The following is a 16,120-nucleotide window of genomic DNA, read 5'->3' as shown; positions in this document are numbered from 1 at the left end:
GCACCGCGTAGCAAATACGCGCGGTACAGGCCGGGCCCGCCGCATCAAGCGGGCACCCGGGGAAACCACCTATCCCATCAACCGCAAGGAAAGCATCATGACAGTGCGCGTCGCCATCAATGGCTTCGGTCGTATAGGCCGCAGCTTCCTCCGGGCAGCTCTCCAACAGAACGCATCTTTCGAGGTAGTAGCCGTCAACGACCTCGCAGACCCTGAAACGCTTGCCCACCTGCTGCGCTACGACTCCGTCGGCGGCAAACTCTCCGAACCCATCACGCACGAGGAGGGTCGCCTGCTTGTCGGCGGCCACTCGATCCAAGTGTTCAGGCAGAAGAATCCCGTCGATCTGCCCTGGGCGGCGCTGAAGGTTGATGTCGTCATCGAGTCCACGGGGTTCTTCACCAAGGGTTCTGACGCCGCACGGCACCTGGCGGCAGGAGCGAAAAAGGTCATCATCTCCGCGCCGTCCACGGGCGAGGACATCACGCTCCTGCTGGGGGTAAACGACGACCAGTACGAGCCCGGAAAGCACCACATCATCTCCAACGCTTCATGCACGACGAACTCCGTAGGAACGATTGCCAAGGTTCTTCATGAGGCATTCGGGATCGAACGTGCACTCATGACCACCATCCACGCATACACCGCAGACCAGAACCTCCACGACGGACCCCACAAAGACCTCCGCCGGGCCCGCGCCGCAGCCATCAACATGGTGCCAACCTCCACGGGAGCAGCACGAGCTATCGGCGTCGTCATGCCAGAACTCAACGGAAAGATCGACGGATACGCCATGCGGGTACCGGTACCCGTCGGCTCCGCCACCGATCTGACAGCAACCCTGAGCCGGGAAGTATCCGAAGAGGAGATCAACGCCGCCTTCAAAGCGGCGGCAGAGGGGCCAATGAAGGCTTATCTCACCTACACGGAAGACCCCATCGTCTCTTCCGATATCGTGGAGAACCCCTCATCATCCATCTTCGACGCAGGGCTCACCAAAGCCGTCGGCAACCAAGTCAAAATCGTCGCCTGGTATGACAACGAGTGGGGCTTCTCCAATCGCCTCGTCGACCTTACACATCTGGTCGGCTCGGGTCTCATGCCATCTGCAGGCAGCCGGGCATGAGCGCACCTTCCGCCGGCGGCGCCGACACGATGCCCCGCTCGATGCCAGACACCCAGGGTGTTTCAGGATACGAGACACCATGAAACCATTCTGCGGACACCAGCTCGTATGCCGCCGCCACAGGCGATGGTTGAATGCCTGCGTGACGACGGTTGGTGGATCCACCTCCGTCGATGCGTCCGGTGCGGAGATATCGGCTGCTGCGACGATTCGCCGTCACGGCACGCAACTGCACACTTCCATGCCACCGGACGCCCCGACATCCGCAGCTTCAGCCTCGCCGATGGTGAAGACGTCGGTGCCGCCTATCTCGACGAGGCGGCGCACGCCTGTGGACGTAGTGATGCCGGGAAGCGCCGTGACGACATCATCGACAGCGACGAATTGTATCTGCTTCGAGGGGAGCCTTACGGTGCCTTGAACATCGGTGTTCCAGCCGACGAGGTCGTGCACGAATTCGAAGAACTGCGTGGAGCGGAGGAAGGCGTAGGGCACGGCTCCCTGCGCTCACCGGTTGTCACAAAGCGGAGTGCGGTGCTGTCTATATCTGTATCGGAAGCTGTCCTGTCCATGGCCTTATCACCGTGGATACCGACGGCCGGGACTTGAGGAGAGGTCGGCTGTGAGAATCGTTGTCATTGGCGGCACCGGAATGATTGGCTCGGAAGTCGTCGACAAACTGGCGGAGCACGGGCACGATGCCGTGGCCGCTTCCCCACGGACGGGAGTCGACACTCTTACCCGCCGTGGCCTTGCGGAGGCCCTGGATGGCGCCCAGGCCGTCGTGGATGCCTCCAATCCGCCGTCATTGCATGATGCGGCAACCCTGGAGTTTTTCACCCGTTCAACGGGCAACCTCCTGTCGGCGGAGGCCGCGGCGCGTGTATCCCACCACGTGACCCTGTCTCCGGTGGGCACGGAGCGGCTGGCGGAGAGCGGTTATTTCCGGGCCAAGATGGCACAGGAGAACCTTATCCGGCAGTCCCCGATTCCCTTCTCCGTGGTGCATTCGACCCAGTTCTACGAATTCGTCGGGACCATTGCCCGGGCGGCGACGGAGGGCAGCGGCGTGCGTCTCGCGCCGGTCCTGATCCAGCCTGTCGCCGCAGAGGATGCAGCTGAGGCGGTGGCCCAGGTGGCGGCAGGGGCTCCGTTGAACGGCCTGATCGAGGTCGCCGGACCCGAGCAGTTCCGTCTTGATGACCTGATTCGACGGCGCCTCCGCCAGAGCAAGGATTCACGCCGAGTTCTCACTGACCCCCACGCCCGCTTCTTCGGGGCGGCCCTGGATGAGAGGACCCTGCTGCCCGGGGAGGCAGCGACCATCCTCCCCCTTCGCTTTCAGTCCTGGCTTGGCCAATGGAGCCAGTCCCTGGTGCAATGGCGATGAGCACAGACTGTGGGCCAGTCGACCAGAAGGGATCGACATGGCCGGTCGCTTTGCCACACGGGCGGAGCGATGGCTGGACTTGTCACGGCGGGCAAGGTGCGGCGCATCGGGCTGTGTGACGCATCGGTCGCGACGATCCGACGTGCTCATGCCGTCCACCCGCTGGCCGCCGTGCGGTGCGAGTTTTCGCTGTTCACCGCGGACGTGCTTCGTAACGGTGTAAGGCGGCGATGGATGAACTGGGCATCGGTCTCGTCGCTTTTCGCCGGTAGACAGCGGGGTACCTACCGGCGGGGTCTGGGACCTGAGGGGGCCCGCACCGTAGGATGTCCGCCCCGGATGGCCGCGCTTCCAGCCGGATATATTCACCGCCACCTGGCGCCTGGTGAAGCGAATTTGGGGGCATCGCCATGGACAAGGGTGCCAGCGTTTCCCAGGTGGTTCTGGCTTGGATCCCCGCTCAGGGCGTCGTCCCCATTCCTGGCACGCGCAGCCGGGCCGGGTGGGGCGAGAACGCTGCCGCTGTATTCGTCGACCTGGACGAGGGTGACCGCCTCGCCTTGCTGGCGCGTTCCCGGCCGGTGGCATCGTCGGCAAGAGTGACCTGACGAACGTCCCTCCGGGAGTGGACCGCTGAGCCTCGGTGGGAGGCACACGGAACCAGCTGGCTCAAGCTCTCTGACCAACGATCCGTCCTGCCTGAACACGGCAGGACGGATCGTCCGGTTACTCCACGAGCTTGCCGTCCACGGACACCTCTTCCATGAGGGCAACGATGTCTGCAGGGATCGGTGGAATCTCCTCGTGAGCGATACCGCCTTGGGGCGACCAGACGAGGTTGACCTGGAGTGCGGGGTCGGTATCCGGAAAATCGCTGCGGTTATGGGCGCCACGGGTTTCCCCGCGCTCGAGCGCGGCCTCAAGGGTCGCGCGCGCGGCCAGTGCTGCCGATTTGAGATCGAACGCGTGGGCCAGATCCTGATAGCCCGCAATGTCAGGATGAACACCGATGTTTTCCATCCTGGCTTCAATGAGGTCGAGCTCGGCAATCCCGGCGCGAAGTCCCTCCTCGTCCCGCACAACTCCCGCGTGGGCTGTCATCGTATCCCGGATGGCGCGCTGCAGGGCGCGCACGTTTTCCGGCCCGTCGGCGGCCAATAGGGCGGCGATTTCAGTGCGCGCCTGGGTGATCGAACTGGCTGAGCGAAGGTGGGCGGTCAACTCCGAGGAGTAGGCCGCTGCGGCCTGGCCTACGATGCGCCCGAAGACCAACAGTTCGATCAGCGAATTGCCGCCGAGCCTGTTCGCTCCGTGCAGCCCGCTGGAGGCCTCTCCGATGGCATAGAGACCATCGACATCGGTCCCGTGGTCGTCGGGGCGGACCCACACGCCGCCCATGGAGTAGTGGGCGGTAGGGGCGATTTCGATTGGGTCCTTTGTGATGTCGAGCATCTGCAGTTCGAGCATAGTCTGGTAGACCCGGGGCAGCCTGGCCATGATCGTTTCCCGGGGCAGATGGGAGACATCAAGCCATACGCCCCCGTTGGGAGTGCCCCGTCCTTCCTTGATCTCGGTGTAGCAGGCAAGGGCCACCCGGTCCCTGGTGGAGAGCTCCATCCGCTCCGGGTCGTACCGTGCCATGAACCGCTCACCCAGGGCATTGCGCAGAATCCCGCCCTCCCCGCGGGCGGCTTCGCTGATCAGCGTCCCGGCCGCGTTTTCGGGCTCGATGATTCCGGAGGGATGGAACTGAACGAGTTCGGGATCGCGCAGGCGCCCGCCGGCTTCGACGGCGAGTCGGAACGAGTCGCCTGTGTTTTCATCACGTCTGGATGAGGTGCGCCGCCAGATTCGGTTGTGACCTCCCGCCGCTAGGATCACAGCGTCGGCGTGGATGAGGTACCGGGTTCCGTCGTGAAGGTCAAAACCGTAGGCGCCGAAAACCGCATTGTCATGCACGAGAAGGCGGGTGACGTAGACGGTATCGAGGATGGGGATCTCGAGTTGCGTGGCCCGGCTGATCAGGGTGCGCTGGATTTCAAGGCCGGTGTAGTCTCCCGCGAAGGCTGTGCGTCGGAATTTGTGGGCGCCGAAAAACCGTTGTGAGATGCGTCCGTCGCCCTCGCGCTCGAAAGGCATGCCGTAGCGCTCCAGATCCTCGATTCCGCGTCGGGCTCCCTCTGCCACGATTTGAACGGTGTGAGGGTTGGCAAGCAGATAGCTTTCCTTGAGCGTGTCGGCGGCGTGCTGCTGCCAGCTGTCCTCGGGGTCCATGGTGCTCAAGGCCGCATTGATGCCTCCGGCTGCAAGCGAGGTATGGGCATCGGACTTAGCCCGTTTACCAACGACCAGGACGTCCGTTCCGCTTTCGGCGAGCTCGATGGCTGCACGTAGCCCTGACCCGCCCGCGCCGATGACGAGCACGGAACTGGAGAGGCGTCGCTCGGGGTTGTTCATGGCTGCTCCTTCGACCGGTCTTACGGTCACGTCTGGTATGAGTTCTGTTCTGGGACTATGTTGGCGGCGGGGTCTCAAGGTAAGACAGGATGCTCGGCGGATGTGTGACGGCCCGGCGTGGGTGTTCCGTCCGTCGCGCCCGCCGGTGATCTAGCCCGGCGGTCCGCAGAACGACCACCCGAAGCAAGGTCCGCCCCTTTCGGCGGGCGGCGGACACTAAGCTGCCGCTGAGACGGAGTTAGACCACCGACGCCGTGGTCCTCACGGCTGACGACGAGCCGCCGGCTGCGGTGGTTGGCGCCCTGCCGGTGACTGCTCGGGGAAATGCCACCTCTCCGGGGATGGATGGCCTGTAGGCGATCCGGCGGAAAGTGCACCGGTTGGCTGACGGACCCGCGGGCAGGGTCGGCATGCCCTTCCGCCCAACGGCTGCTGGCTGCCACAGGACTGATTGGGACGAAGTTCTCCGGTCCGGTTCGCCGACCGGGGCGCGTCAACGGGGCACCGCCCGCGTGTATGCCCTGAAAATGTGGGATGTTGGCAGACAGCGGTCATGGCTTCGTGTGGTCGAAGGGTGGGCCTGTCTCTGACCGCCGACAAACCCGGGGCCTGCAGTATCAGGGGCCATCCTCCCCCATGCGGTCCGCCGGGTGCACCGCACACCGCAGCGGGCCAGCCGTAGAAGGAGACATCGCCTGCCTTTCGGTTGTTTGCGCCTTTTCGACGACGTGCTGCGGTCCCTGCGCTGTCACAGGAAGCCGGGGCATTTGGTCTTTTTTGTGACACCAGAGAAGGGACGGCCCTTTCATGAATCATCGGATTGCATGGCCGCAGCAGCTGACTCGACGCCTCAGCCCCATGTTTATTCCCGCGCTCCGCCAAGCAATCGCCGGGCGTGCGGGACAGAAGGCGGCGCCGGCCCATCGGTCCTTCATGTTCGCAGAACTGGCGGTCTATTCATCTCTCATCCTGACCATCAGCGGCGTGTTTTTGATGTTCTTCTTCGAACCCTCGATGCAGACGGTCCGATATACTGGCCCGCACGCGCCCTTGAAGGGCGCCCAAATGTCCGGGGCTCTGGACCCCACGCTCCACGTCACTTTCGAGGTTCGGGGCGGGCTCCTGATGCGGCAGGTGCATCATTGGTCGGCCCTCCTGTTTATGGCGGGGCTGGTCCTCCACATGCTGTGCAGTTTCTTCACAGGCGCTTTCCGCAGGCCCCGCCGCACCGCCTGGGTGATGCTCGTGCTGACGTTCATCACCGGGCTCGGATTGGGCCTGACCGGCTACACCCTGCCTGACAACATGCTTTCTGGGCTCAGCCTGGCCATACTCGACGGCACTGTGAAGTCCGTCCGGTTCATTGAGTCGGCGCTGTCGTCCTTCGCCTTCGGCGGTGCTTTTCCCGGGGAGGTGATCATCGGCCGCCTCTATACCCTCCACGTGCTGATTCTTCCCCTGCTCGCTGCCGGGCTCGATGCAGCGCAGTTGCTTCTGACGTTCGTGCACAAGCACACGCGGTTTCCGGCTCCTGGCCGGACGAATAGTAACGTTGTCGGCGAACCCCTCCTGCCGACGCGGGGGGCGAAAAGTGGAGGGTTCCTCCTCGCTGTGGCAGGCCTCACCGTGCTGACTGCGGCAACGATGACCATCAATCCGGTGTGGCTCTACGGACCCGCCGACCCCGGAAATGCAACAGCAGACGCCCAGCCTGATTGGTACTTCGGATTCATTGTCGGCGCGTTGCGGCTGATCCCCCCCGGCTGGGAATTGCAGTGGCTGGGGGGCACCTGGCCGCTGGCAATGCTTGTCCCCATCGCGTTGGTCGGACCCTTTTTCGCGGTGGTGCTCGCCTATCCGTTCCTAGAGGGATGGCTCACCAATGACGTACGCCAGCATCACCTGCTTGAGCGGCCACGGAACAATCCGACGAGGACGGCCATCGGCGTCGCAGGGATGACGTTCGTCGGCGGCCTGTGGGGTGCAGGAAGCGCCGACGTGGCGGCGCTTCAGCTGTCTCTGTCACTGGAATCAGTCATTTATTTCTTCAGGTTCATGACGCTCCTGGGGCCGTTCGTCGCTTTCGCCGTGACCCGTCGAATCTGCCTCGCGCTGCAGCGCAAGGATCGTGAGGTGGTTCTTCACGGTGTCGAAACCGGGCGGATTGTGCGTTTGCCGAATGGTGAGTTCATCGAGGTTCACCAGCCCCTCGACCGCTTTGACCGGTGGAGGCTGCTCGATTTTGACCCGGCCGCAGCCACGGCGCCGATCGGGGCAACCGACCGGCCTGTATCGCGGGTCGGCCGCCTGCGGACCAGTCTCTCGCATTGGTTCTTCGAATATCGGCTTCATCCGGTTACGCCCGCCGATTTGGCGGGCGGCCCAGTGAAAGAGCCTAGCGCCCCAGAAGATCAGGAGGACCGGCGACGCGCCGGAAGAACGGACGACAAGGCAGCCTGATTTCCCCGCCCTTCAGGTGATCAGCTCCTGGCGGGACACTGATTAGTTCACCCCTGAGGAGCGGGCAGCGCTGTCCCTTGCTGAATAGACCACGCTGACCGCCCCGACCTCCCCTGCCCCCTATGAGGTAAGCGAGGAACTTCGGGTTCTAGTTGATGAACTGGCTGCAGCCGGTCAGCCGAGCAGCATCGCCATCAACATTTACAACGCGGCGTCCATCGCCAGCCGGTTCACAATCAAGCACTAGAGCCGTGAGAGCCTGTCAGGCGCCAGACTGCCGGGCCAAAGGCTCGCTTTCTGCCCTGGGTGAAGCTCTACGTTAGTGCGAGCCCTCCATCGACAGCCATCACCTGGCCCGTTACCCACGATGCACTCGGATCGACAAATCGCAGAATCCACTCCGCGACTTCTACGGCATTGCCCCGCCGGCCCAGCGGTACGCGTGCGGCTTCCTCGTCCTTGACCTGGGAGATCAGCTCATCGGAAAGTCCTGCGGCCGCCAGAGCGTCGCTCTCGGTCGGCCCCGGCGCCACCGCGTTAACCCGGACCCGGTGCGGGGCAAGCTCCAGCGCCCAACTGCGGGTGAGCTGTTCAATCGCTGCCTTTGTTGCCCCGTAATGTCCGGCGCCCGGAGCCGGAACATGACCGAAGGTGCTCGAGACATTGACAATTGTGCCTTGGGCTTGCACCAAGTGCGGCAGTGCTGCGCGGGCGAGCAGGCTCGGCGCTGCGACATTGGTGATGAAAAGGTCGTCGATGCGCTCGGAGGTCACCTCCGCCAGGGGCATGGCTGCAAAAACCCCGGCATTGTTGATCAGGGCGTCAAGTCCGCCCCACCGGTCAACAGCCGCGTGAACGATCTCCGGTGCCGCGGTTCCTCCGCGGATGTCCGCCGCGAACGGTACGACAGTTGGGTATCCCTCTGCGGTGTCGGTCAGAGCCTCGAGTCGGCGGCCGACGGCAAGGACGTTCGCCCCGGCTGAGCCCAAGGCCTGGGTGGTGGCCCTGCCGATGCCCGATCCGGCGCCAGTCACAATGACGGTCAATCCTGAAATGTTTGTTCGATGTTCGTGGATCATCGAACGACACTATCACCGGGTGCGGGGTTACCATCGACAGATGCACCAGGCCGACGACATCACCCTTATGCGTGTACTGGCCGCGTTGAGCGATCCAACCCGCGCCGGCCTGGTGCGCATACTGGCCGATGGCGTCGAGCGGTCCTGGGGTGACCTGCGCGCCCCGGTGGCCAAGTCGACCTTGAGCTATCATCTGAAATTGCTGCGTGAAGCTGGAGTGACCACCACGCGGCGTGAGGGCACCCGCTGTTTCGTCCGGCTCCGCACAGCCGAGTTGGAATCCCGGCTTCCCGGCCTCCTGCCGGTGGTGCTTGCAGCGGCCGAAGCCGAGGGAGTCGGTGCCGACGTGCAGCTCGTGCACAACTGAGAAGACCGGCCGCACCGGCAGGACAGGGCAGTCGCGCAGCCGTTGAAAACAGGCAACGAGCAGTCGCAGCCGTCCATGCCACCGTCGCAGGCATGCGGCGAAGGCGAACCCGGGCCGACATTGCCCGCAGGGCCCACCTACCTTCGCGGCGGCCGAAGACATCGTCCAGGCCACTTAGATCCGCTGCCTCATGCGGCTTGACCGGTTGCCCCCGAGTCTGCGACGAAGCCGTCCGCTACTGGTTTGGGGGCCCTCCACGCGCAACACACGCATGGGTGTCTCCCTCGACTCGAATCGCTTCCACCTGAGGCGCCAACCTGCGGTCTTGTCACAGAAATGAAGACCGCTTGGTCCTAGCTCGTAGTCACCGCGATGTGCCAGTGACCAGTCCCGAAGGAAGGAAGCCCACTATGTCCCATCACGTGCTGGAGCCGGAAGCGCAGGCGTTCGCTGACGCTACCGCGAAGCCGCCCCGTCTGGCAGACCTTGGAGTTGAGGGAGCGCGCACTCTCCTCGACGATGTGCAATCAGCGCCAATCGCTTTGCTCGACGTTGATGAGGAATGGATTGACGTCGCGGCTGCGGTTGGTGATGTGCGGGTTCGCATCGTCAGGCCGCAGGGCAGTGCCGGCGTGTTGCCGGTTCTTCTCTACGTGCACGGTGGTGGGTGGGTCCTGGGCAACGCTGGAACCCACGACCGCTTGGTGCGCGAGCTTGCAGTCGGTGCCCACGCTGCTGTGGTGTTCGTTGAGTATGATCGGAGCCCGGAAGCCCAGTACCCGGTCGCCATTGAGCAGGCCTACGCCACCGCCCAGTGGATTACAGATCACGGTCATGCCAAGGCGCTCGATGCCACGCGGCTCGCTGTCGCCGGCGACTCTGTCGGTGGAGACATGGCCGCCGTGCTCGCCATTCTGGCAAAAAAGCGCGGCGACGTGACTTTCATCCACCAGTCGCTGTTCTACCCGGTGACGGATGCCGGTCAGGACACCGAAAGCTACCGCGAGTTCGCCGACGGGCCCCACCTCACGGCGAAAGCAATGGCATGGTTCTGGGACTGCTACGTGCCCGACGCGAACCTTCGCAAGCAGTCAACAATCTCGCCGCTCCAAGCGACCCGTGAGGAGCTCGTCGGGCTGCCTGAGGCCTTCCTCATCGTCGATGAAAACGACGTCCTCCGCGACGAGGGCGAGGCATATGGCCGCAGACTCATTGAAGCCGGCGTCCGCACCACGACCGTGCGCTACAACGCCACGCTCCACGATTTCATGATGCTCAACCCCGTCCGATCTACCGCAGCCAGCACTGCCGCTGTGGAACAGGCCATCTCCGTGTTGCGCAGGACATTCGCTAACCACTAACCACCCCCCGTACCAGAAACTGATTGGAACCAAGAACATGACTAACCAGAAGCCAACTATCGTGCTCGTACACGGAGCGTTCGCGGAATCTGCATCTTGGAACGATGTGATCGCCCGGCTGCAGGAACACGGAGTCACCGCTGTCGCGGCTGCGAACCCGCTGCGTAGTCTCGCCGGCGACGCCGCATACGTGCGCGACGTCATCGCCTCAGTCGGGGGTCCCGTCGTCCTCGTCGGTCACTCCTACGGAGGGCTCGTTATCACAGAGGCAGCAGCCCGTAACGATGCAGTCGTCGGACTCGTGTACGTCGCTGCTTTTGTTCCGGAGACGGGTCAAAGCGCACTTCAGCTATCGACCAGCGAGCCGGGTAGCTCACTCGGCAGCGCTCTCGCCGCGTACCCGGTTGCTACCGGCGGCAACGAGTTCACGATCCGGCAGGAGCTGTACCACCACCAGTTCGCAGCCGACGTCCCAGCGGCCGAAGCTGCGCTGATGGCGGCGACTCAACGCCCCGTCACTGAGGCCGCGCTCTCTGAGGGGCTGCCAACAGACCGACCGGCTTGGAAGGACATTCCTTCCTGGCACGTATTCGGTGACCAGGACCTCAACATCCCGGTCACGGTTCACCGCGCCGGGGCAGAGCGCGCAGCCTCACAGGGTACCCACGAAATTACTGGCGCTTCGCACGCACTGTCAGTCTCGCAGCCTGACGCCGTCGCAGCCGTGATTGCGGAAGCAGGCAAAGCTTACGTCGGCGGGCAATCCGTTAGCGCGTGAACCACCGGTGGGTGCCTCGCTCCTCCAGGGAGCGTGGCACCTGCCGTGTCGCTTAGCTCCACCGTTTTCACTCTCTAACCGTTCTCACTCTCTAATCCGGAGCTTACGATGCCTTTGCCCGTTCACTCGACTCGCACGATCGACGCCGGTGAGTTGTCCGTTGCATATGTTGACGCCGGCGATCCGACCGCCACACCCGTCGTTCTTCTGCACGGTTTCCCGTACGACATCCACAGTTATACCGACGTCATACCTCGGCTCACTGATGAGGGCCTGCGCGTGCTCGTGCCTTACCTGCGTGGCCACGGACCAACACGCTTTCTGAGCAAGCAGGTGGAGAAGTCCGGTCAGCAAGCGGCCCTCGCCGCGGATCTCTCCGCGTTCATCAGCACGCTCAACCTCGGCAGCCCTATCTTGGCTGGCTACGACTGGGGTGGGCGGGCCGCATGCGCAGTGGCGGCCCTCTGGCCCGATAAAGTGGCAGGACTGGTATCGGTCAACGGGTACCTCGTCCAGGACATCGCCGCATCGCAGATGCCGCTCGAACCCAAGCTCGAGGCGGGCTTCTGGTACTTCTGGTACTTTGCTACCGAGCGGGGTCGAGCTGGTCTCCACAAGCACCGCCGCGAGATTGCGGAAGTGATCTGGAAGCGCAACTCCCCCGCCTGGGCATTCGCCCCCGACGAGTTGGACCGGTCTGCCCAGGCTTTCGACAACCCCGATTACGTCGATATCGTCATCCACTCATACCGCCACCGGCTCGGGTACGCGCCGGGCGCCCCTCAGTTCGAGAGCATCGAACGTCGTTTAAGCGAGCAGCCTGAGATCTCCGTCCCAACGATCACACTCGACGGGCTCGCCGACGGCAACTTTCCCGCTACGGACGGGTCCGCGCAGGCGCGCCATTTCATAGGTTTTCGGGAGCACCGGCAGGTGCCCCAGGCGGGCCACAATCTCCCAGCCGAGCAACCTCAGGCATTCGCCGATGCAATCCTCGCCATGAAAAAGATTTCCAAGGAATCCCGGTAACTGTGCACCCAGGGAAAGTGCCTCTGTCGTCCCCATAGCGGGTGCTAGCCCTCGCCGGGAGGGCATGCGCCCCTGCCATTTGCGCTCGGAACTGGTGGCGTTGAAAAACCCACGTCGACATCGACGCCGCGGGTGGCATGTAAGGATCAACCGAGCGCACCGCGAAAGCCTCGGGCGTTAGCACCTCGATGGCTTATTTCGGCGACGCAGACTGCCCCGAGCTCCACGTCCGGGGCCCGGGGCGGTGTCGGTGGCGGGTGGGACCAGCCGTTTTCTGCTTGGCGCAGACCCGAACGTCGCCGGAAACCCGGTGTTCCCGCTCTCACCCCGCGGCGGACCGGGGAGCTGTGTGGCTCCTAAGTACTTCGGCCGGGTAACTGCCGAATGAGTGACGTGTGATGCAGGAAAACAAGCGACCTCAAAAGGGGACGTCGATGGACCGGTCGACGCTCGGGTCAGTCGGATGCACATAAGCCACCCGACTGCTTGGCCACATGAAGCTGCTGTCCCCTTCGGCGGACTAACGCCGCAGCCGTTCGAAAAGCAACCGGGTGGAATCTGATGGCAATACTTCAAGCTCGTTCAAGGCCTCCGCGCAACGCTTGAAGTAGGTGGTGATCTGATCGTTGTCGCCCAAAGCGCTAGCGGTGTGCATCAACAGGCGCCACGCGCCCTCCTTGAAAGGGTCCCGGGCCACGACTTGCTCGGCCAGGGAAGCCGCCTGCTCGTAGTGTTCCTGGTCGAACGCCAACAGCCCTGCCTGTAGGCGGGCTTGAACAACCTGATCCTCGAGGTATTCGCGTCGCTGCCGCGCCCACGGAAAGTCCACATTAGGCAGATATTCACCGCGATCGACAATGGAAAGTGCTCGTAAGAGAGTCTCAAGCATTTCTGATCCGGTGAGTCTGGCGGCTTCAGATAAGAGCGATAGGAACTGGGCAGATTCACTGTCGATGATTACTGGAATGTGGAAGGCGAGCAGGTCCGCGGAGAATGACGGGCCGGTCCCCGCCGGTAACACTTCCCTTAGTCTGTGAGTGATCTGCCGCAGGTACGCCCGCGATGACTCATCCGTGCGGCCGTCAAACAGGGCCTCCAAGAGTTCCTCGCGTGTGGCGCGGTAACCGGGGACCGTTGCTAAATAGGCGAGGAGCGTCGCGCTTCTTGCTAGGCGAGGCCTCGACTCTTCTCCCTCAACGAGGATGCGCAGGGAGCCGAACTCAGAGAGGGAGATGACCGGGCGCGCCTGCCGGTCGACGGGAACGCCCCGTTTGCGTAAGGCTCGACCCAACTCGTGCCAGCGCGAATCAACGCCGCGTTCGGCGTCCAAGCGGCGTGAGACGACGCCCTGGAAGTCGGACAGCGCGAGGAGCAGTTGGTGGTTGGAGCCCTGTTCGGCGGCTGCTGCAAGTGCCAGATCGGATGCGGCGTCTGATTCTGCTTCGTGGCCCCGCCGCCACTCGGCTTCAGCCAGGTACGCTGCGGCAGCAGGCAATTCAAGAATGCGGTGCCCTTCTTGCATGCTGTCAACAGCACGCTGAAGGACTTGAACGGCACGGCCTTCATCCGGTGCGGACATGAGGAACAACAGTCCCCACGCCGTGTCCACCGATTCTCCAATGAAGGCGTAGGAACGTCCGCCCGAGTTCTCTACCCGATCAAGGATCTCGCCCGCGGCGTTGACGTTGTGGCTGACCCGAAGTTCGAGCTTCGCCTCAACCAGCAGGTTGAGCCACTCCATGACTAACGACCCGCTGGCCTTGATCAGGTCCCTGCCGTGGGCAAGAATCCGGCGCGCTTCTGCCTCGTCGGCGAGATCGACCATGATCTCTGGGCCCGCAACCCCGTGCATCCAGGCCTGAGAGCGGGCTTCTGGGCTGTATGACCGGTACAGGTTCAGGGCCTGTTCCAGGTGGCCAGTTGCCCTGAGGGTCGCGGCCTTCCATGGAGTGGAAACGGCGGCGGCCCAGGGCGAAGGGTTTTGTTGGTTGGCTTCGCGGAGCCTCCCGCGTACGTAGTGGGTCCGCATTATGACGGCGTCGAGGGGTCCTCCGGTTAGGCGCGGAACTGTAAGGCCGGCAGGCTCGGGCTTCAGTGCGGATAGCGACAAGAGGTATGATGCCGCGTCTACTTCGGGGCTTCGTGGCGCGGAAGTGAGGACGGCCTTCATCTCATCGACCCGCCCCAAGTGCCAGTAGCACCACGCCATGATGCTTGCACCGGTGGGAGAGGTGGCGGCTAGCTGCCTGCGGGCACCTGCCGATTCAAGTCTGTCAGCTACCGAGCAACCCCGGGCGTAGTCATCATCGGCGATGGCGAGCATGAGTTCCCCTACCGCCAGCTCCGAGGTTTGACTGTCTTTTGCTGAGGCGAGGATTCGAAGCCACTTTTTCGCAACGGGGTAGTCGAGCCGTGCAATAACACCGATGATGGCGCGTCCTGCGGGCTCTACCGCGTCGTCCAACGCGCCAGCTAGCAGCAGCTGCTCCACGCATTCCTCGAAGTTTCCCTCCGCGCGCATCAAGTCGGCGAAGACCAGGCGCAGGCTTCGGAGGTCTTCGCCGTCGCGACGTCTCAAAAGGGTCAGGAGGTACTCACGGAATCGTGGGTGGCAGCGCATGCTGGCGGACCCGGCTCTCCAGGAGACAGGCAGATGTTGTGCGTAAAGCCCCTTCAGTCGTTCACCAGCCCCGACCTCACCGAGCTTTTCTGCCCGAGCGGCCGTCACCTCTTCAAGCATCGACGTGGTGATGAGAAAATCTCGTTCCTCGGCCGTGAGGCGGGCAAGGATCTGAGAAGCCAAGTAACCATGGAGCGGATCCGCCTCACCGCCGGTCCCCACTACGTGCTCACGCGCGCGCCACGCCTCGAATAATATCCCGGTAACCCATCCGCCCGTAGATTCCACGGCACGCGCTGGATCAATGTCGAGCATCCCGTACTGTGCCAGGGCGTCGGCCGCTTCGTCGGTGTTGAAGGCCAACTGAGACTCTCCAACGGTAGCTACCTGATCTACGCCTACGTCGGAGCCGACATCGAGTGGCACGTCCAGGCGGCTCAGGAGCAGAACCTTCAGCGTGCGCGGCGCGTAGCGTGCGATGGCCCGGACAAGAGAAATGGACTCTTCAGCGCCCGCGAGTTGCTCAAGTCCGTCCAAGACAAGCACGAGGGGTTCACCGGCCACTGCTTCAACCAGCAAACCCGTAGCCTCCTCGTGCCCCAGCCCCGCAGCGAGCACGTTGGTTACAAGGCCGCGCAGGTGTGGTGCTTCGTTGGCAAACGCCGATTCGAGATACAGCAGCAGCCGCCCGGGGGCGCGGTCGGTGCTGTCCAACGTTATCCAGACCACGGGACGTTCCTGCTCTTCCAATGCCTGGATAGCCGCCGTAGTCTTGCCGGCCCCCGCTGTGGCGGTGATGCACACAATTCGGTGTGAACGCATCAGGCCGAGGATCCTGTCCGTCAACCGGGCGCGCGCAATCAGCCGCTCTGTCACAGGCGGCGTCTCAATTTTGCTGCGCACGATGAGCACAGGGCCACGTTCGGCATCATGAGGGCCTGTCATACGCCTCAATTTTAGCGCCGCCCTCGAGCCCCTCAGATAGTGGGCTGCCCAGATTTCGGGACCGTTAACGGCAGTCGGTCAGGCTGGCTGCACAGGTCAAGCACCTTGGTGCGGGGCCAGATGTGAAAGATCCCCCTCGCGAGCGAACGCCCGCGATCAGTCACTTACTCCAAGGGCTTGCCAAGGAAGATCATGAAGATGCCACCTCCCATTTTTGCCGATCTCTGATCGCCGGCAGATACGCGAGCAGGTGCTCGCGGTCCGCGGATGAATTCGGAGAGCTGCGCTTCACGCCGACCATGCCCTGGTGCCGAGGTAATCCTCGGCCCTCCCCCGCGGCCGCACGACAGTCAGCGTGAATAGGAGCCACCGTACGCATCCAGACCAGGTGTGTCCCGCTACACGGAGCGCACTTGCCTATCAGTCTGGTCCCCCTTCATCGACCGGCGGATTTAGCCGCTCCTGACGCCAATCGATGCCGTGGAGAACCTGGCCCAAAGAAGGGACG

The 16,120-nt window shown here is 63.4% G+C and carries 12 protein-coding genes and 1 pseudogene; 9 read left to right on the top strand and 4 right to left on the bottom strand.

Annotated features, from left to right (window positions below; genetic code table 11):
- Positions 1-97 precede the first annotated feature (97 nt).
- Both gap and I6N91_RS17595 read left to right on the top strand, forming a co-directional pair.
- Complete coding sequence (gene gap, locus I6N91_RS10925) at positions 98-1,126, top strand: type I glyceraldehyde-3-phosphate dehydrogenase (protein WP_198812575.1); 1,029 nt, start codon at positions 98-100, stop codon at positions 1,124-1,126.
- A gap of 108 nt (positions 1,127-1,234) precedes the next feature.
- Positions 1,235-1,330: pseudogene (locus I6N91_RS17595) on the top strand (hypothetical protein); the annotation flags it as partial.
- Between the two features lie 12 nt (positions 1,331-1,342).
- On the opposite strand, the gene I6N91_RS10920 reads toward I6N91_RS17595, so the two are convergent.
- Positions 1,343-1,621, bottom strand: a complete 279-nt coding sequence (locus I6N91_RS10920) for a hypothetical protein (RefSeq protein ID WP_198812574.1) — start codon at positions 1,619-1,621, stop codon at positions 1,343-1,345.
- A gap of 127 nt (positions 1,622-1,748) precedes the next feature.
- Between I6N91_RS10920 and I6N91_RS10915 the strand changes: the two genes are divergently transcribed.
- Both I6N91_RS10915 and I6N91_RS17155 read left to right on the top strand, forming a co-directional pair.
- Positions 1,749-2,516: an SDR family oxidoreductase gene (locus I6N91_RS10915; RefSeq protein ID WP_198812573.1), complete on the top strand. Its 768-nt coding sequence runs from the start codon at positions 1,749-1,751 to the stop codon at positions 2,514-2,516.
- Positions 2,517-2,525: 9 nt separating this feature from the next.
- On the top strand, positions 2,526-3,119 hold the full coding sequence (locus I6N91_RS17155) for an aldo/keto reductase (protein WP_374058941.1): 594 nt from the start codon (positions 2,526-2,528) through the stop codon (positions 3,117-3,119).
- 123 nt (positions 3,120-3,242) lie between these two features.
- On the opposite strand, the gene I6N91_RS10905 is transcribed toward I6N91_RS17155, so the two are convergent.
- Positions 3,243-4,973 carry an L-aspartate oxidase gene (locus I6N91_RS10905; protein WP_198812572.1) on the bottom strand — a complete coding sequence of 577 codons (1,731 nt, stop codon included), beginning with the start codon at positions 4,971-4,973 and terminating at the stop codon, positions 3,243-3,245.
- Positions 4,974-5,780: 807 nt separating this feature from the next.
- On the opposite strand from I6N91_RS10905, the gene I6N91_RS10900 reads away from it, so the two are divergent.
- Entirely contained in the window at positions 5,781-7,433 is a 1,653-nt protein-coding gene (locus tag I6N91_RS10900; protein ID WP_198812571.1) for a cytochrome bc complex cytochrome b subunit, read from the top strand.
- Between the two features lie 314 nt (positions 7,434-7,747).
- Here the strand turns inward: I6N91_RS10900 and I6N91_RS10895 are convergent, their stop codons facing one another.
- Positions 7,748-8,479, bottom strand: a complete 732-nt coding sequence (locus I6N91_RS10895; protein ID WP_233091734.1) for an SDR family NAD(P)-dependent oxidoreductase — start codon at positions 8,477-8,479, stop codon at positions 7,748-7,750.
- Between the two features lie 73 nt (positions 8,480-8,552).
- On the opposite strand from I6N91_RS10895, the gene I6N91_RS10890 reads away from it, so the two are divergent.
- From I6N91_RS10890 to I6N91_RS10875, 4 genes are all read left to right on the top strand, one after another.
- A complete protein-coding gene (locus I6N91_RS10890) occupies positions 8,553-8,879 on the top strand; it encodes a helix-turn-helix transcriptional regulator (RefSeq protein WP_198812569.1) in 327 nt (108 codons plus the stop codon).
- A 410-nt stretch (positions 8,880-9,289) separates the two neighbouring features.
- Positions 9,290-10,240, top strand: coding sequence for an alpha/beta hydrolase (locus tag I6N91_RS10885; RefSeq protein ID WP_198812568.1), 951 nt, complete (start codon positions 9,290-9,292; stop codon positions 10,238-10,240).
- A 37-nt stretch (positions 10,241-10,277) separates the two neighbouring features.
- Complete coding sequence (locus I6N91_RS10880; RefSeq protein WP_198812567.1) at positions 10,278-11,018, top strand: alpha/beta fold hydrolase; 741 nt, start codon at positions 10,278-10,280, stop codon at positions 11,016-11,018.
- A gap of 108 nt (positions 11,019-11,126) precedes the next feature.
- On the top strand, positions 11,127-12,047 hold the full coding sequence (locus I6N91_RS10875; protein WP_198812566.1) for an alpha/beta fold hydrolase: 921 nt from the start codon (positions 11,127-11,129) through the stop codon (positions 12,045-12,047).
- A 520-nt stretch (positions 12,048-12,567) separates the two neighbouring features.
- Here the strand turns inward: I6N91_RS10875 and I6N91_RS10870 are convergent.
- The gene (locus tag I6N91_RS10870; protein ID WP_307843330.1) at positions 12,568-15,579 is read right to left on the bottom strand and encodes a BTAD domain-containing putative transcriptional regulator; all 3,012 of its coding nucleotides are present in this window, start codon (positions 15,577-15,579) and stop codon (positions 12,568-12,570) included.
- Positions 15,580-16,120: the final 541 nt, after the last annotated feature.

This window comes from Arthrobacter sp. MSA 4-2, from assembly GCF_016405885.1.
In the GTDB taxonomy this organism is placed as follows: Bacteria; Actinomycetota; Actinomycetes; order Actinomycetales; family Micrococcaceae; genus Arthrobacter_D.
The sequence above is the reverse complement of the archived record's forward strand: the minus strand, read 5'-3'. Positions and strand labels throughout refer to the sequence as shown.

Bases quoted from the DNA above. Each gene is read 5' to 3' on its own strand.
- gap (WP_198812575.1), top strand. From the start codon at position 98: ATGACAGTGCGCGTCGCCATCAATGGCTTCGGTCGTATAGGCCGCAGC.
- I6N91_RS10900 (WP_198812571.1), top strand. From the start codon at position 5,781: ATGAATCATCGGATTGCATGGCCGCAGCAGCTGACTCGACGCCTCAGC.
- I6N91_RS10905 (WP_198812572.1), bottom strand. From the start codon at position 4,973: ATGAACAACCCCGAGCGACGCCTCTCCAGTTCCGTGCTCGTCATCGGC.
- I6N91_RS10880 (WP_198812567.1), top strand. From the start codon at position 10,278: ATGACTAACCAGAAGCCAACTATCGTGCTCGTACACGGAGCGTTCGCG.
- I6N91_RS10875 (WP_198812566.1), top strand. From the start codon at position 11,127: ATGCCTTTGCCCGTTCACTCGACTCGCACGATCGACGCCGGTGAGTTG.
- I6N91_RS10890 (WP_198812569.1), top strand. From the start codon at position 8,553: ATGCACCAGGCCGACGACATCACCCTTATGCGTGTACTGGCCGCGTTG.
- I6N91_RS10885 (WP_198812568.1), top strand. From the start codon at position 9,290: ATGTCCCATCACGTGCTGGAGCCGGAAGCGCAGGCGTTCGCTGACGCT.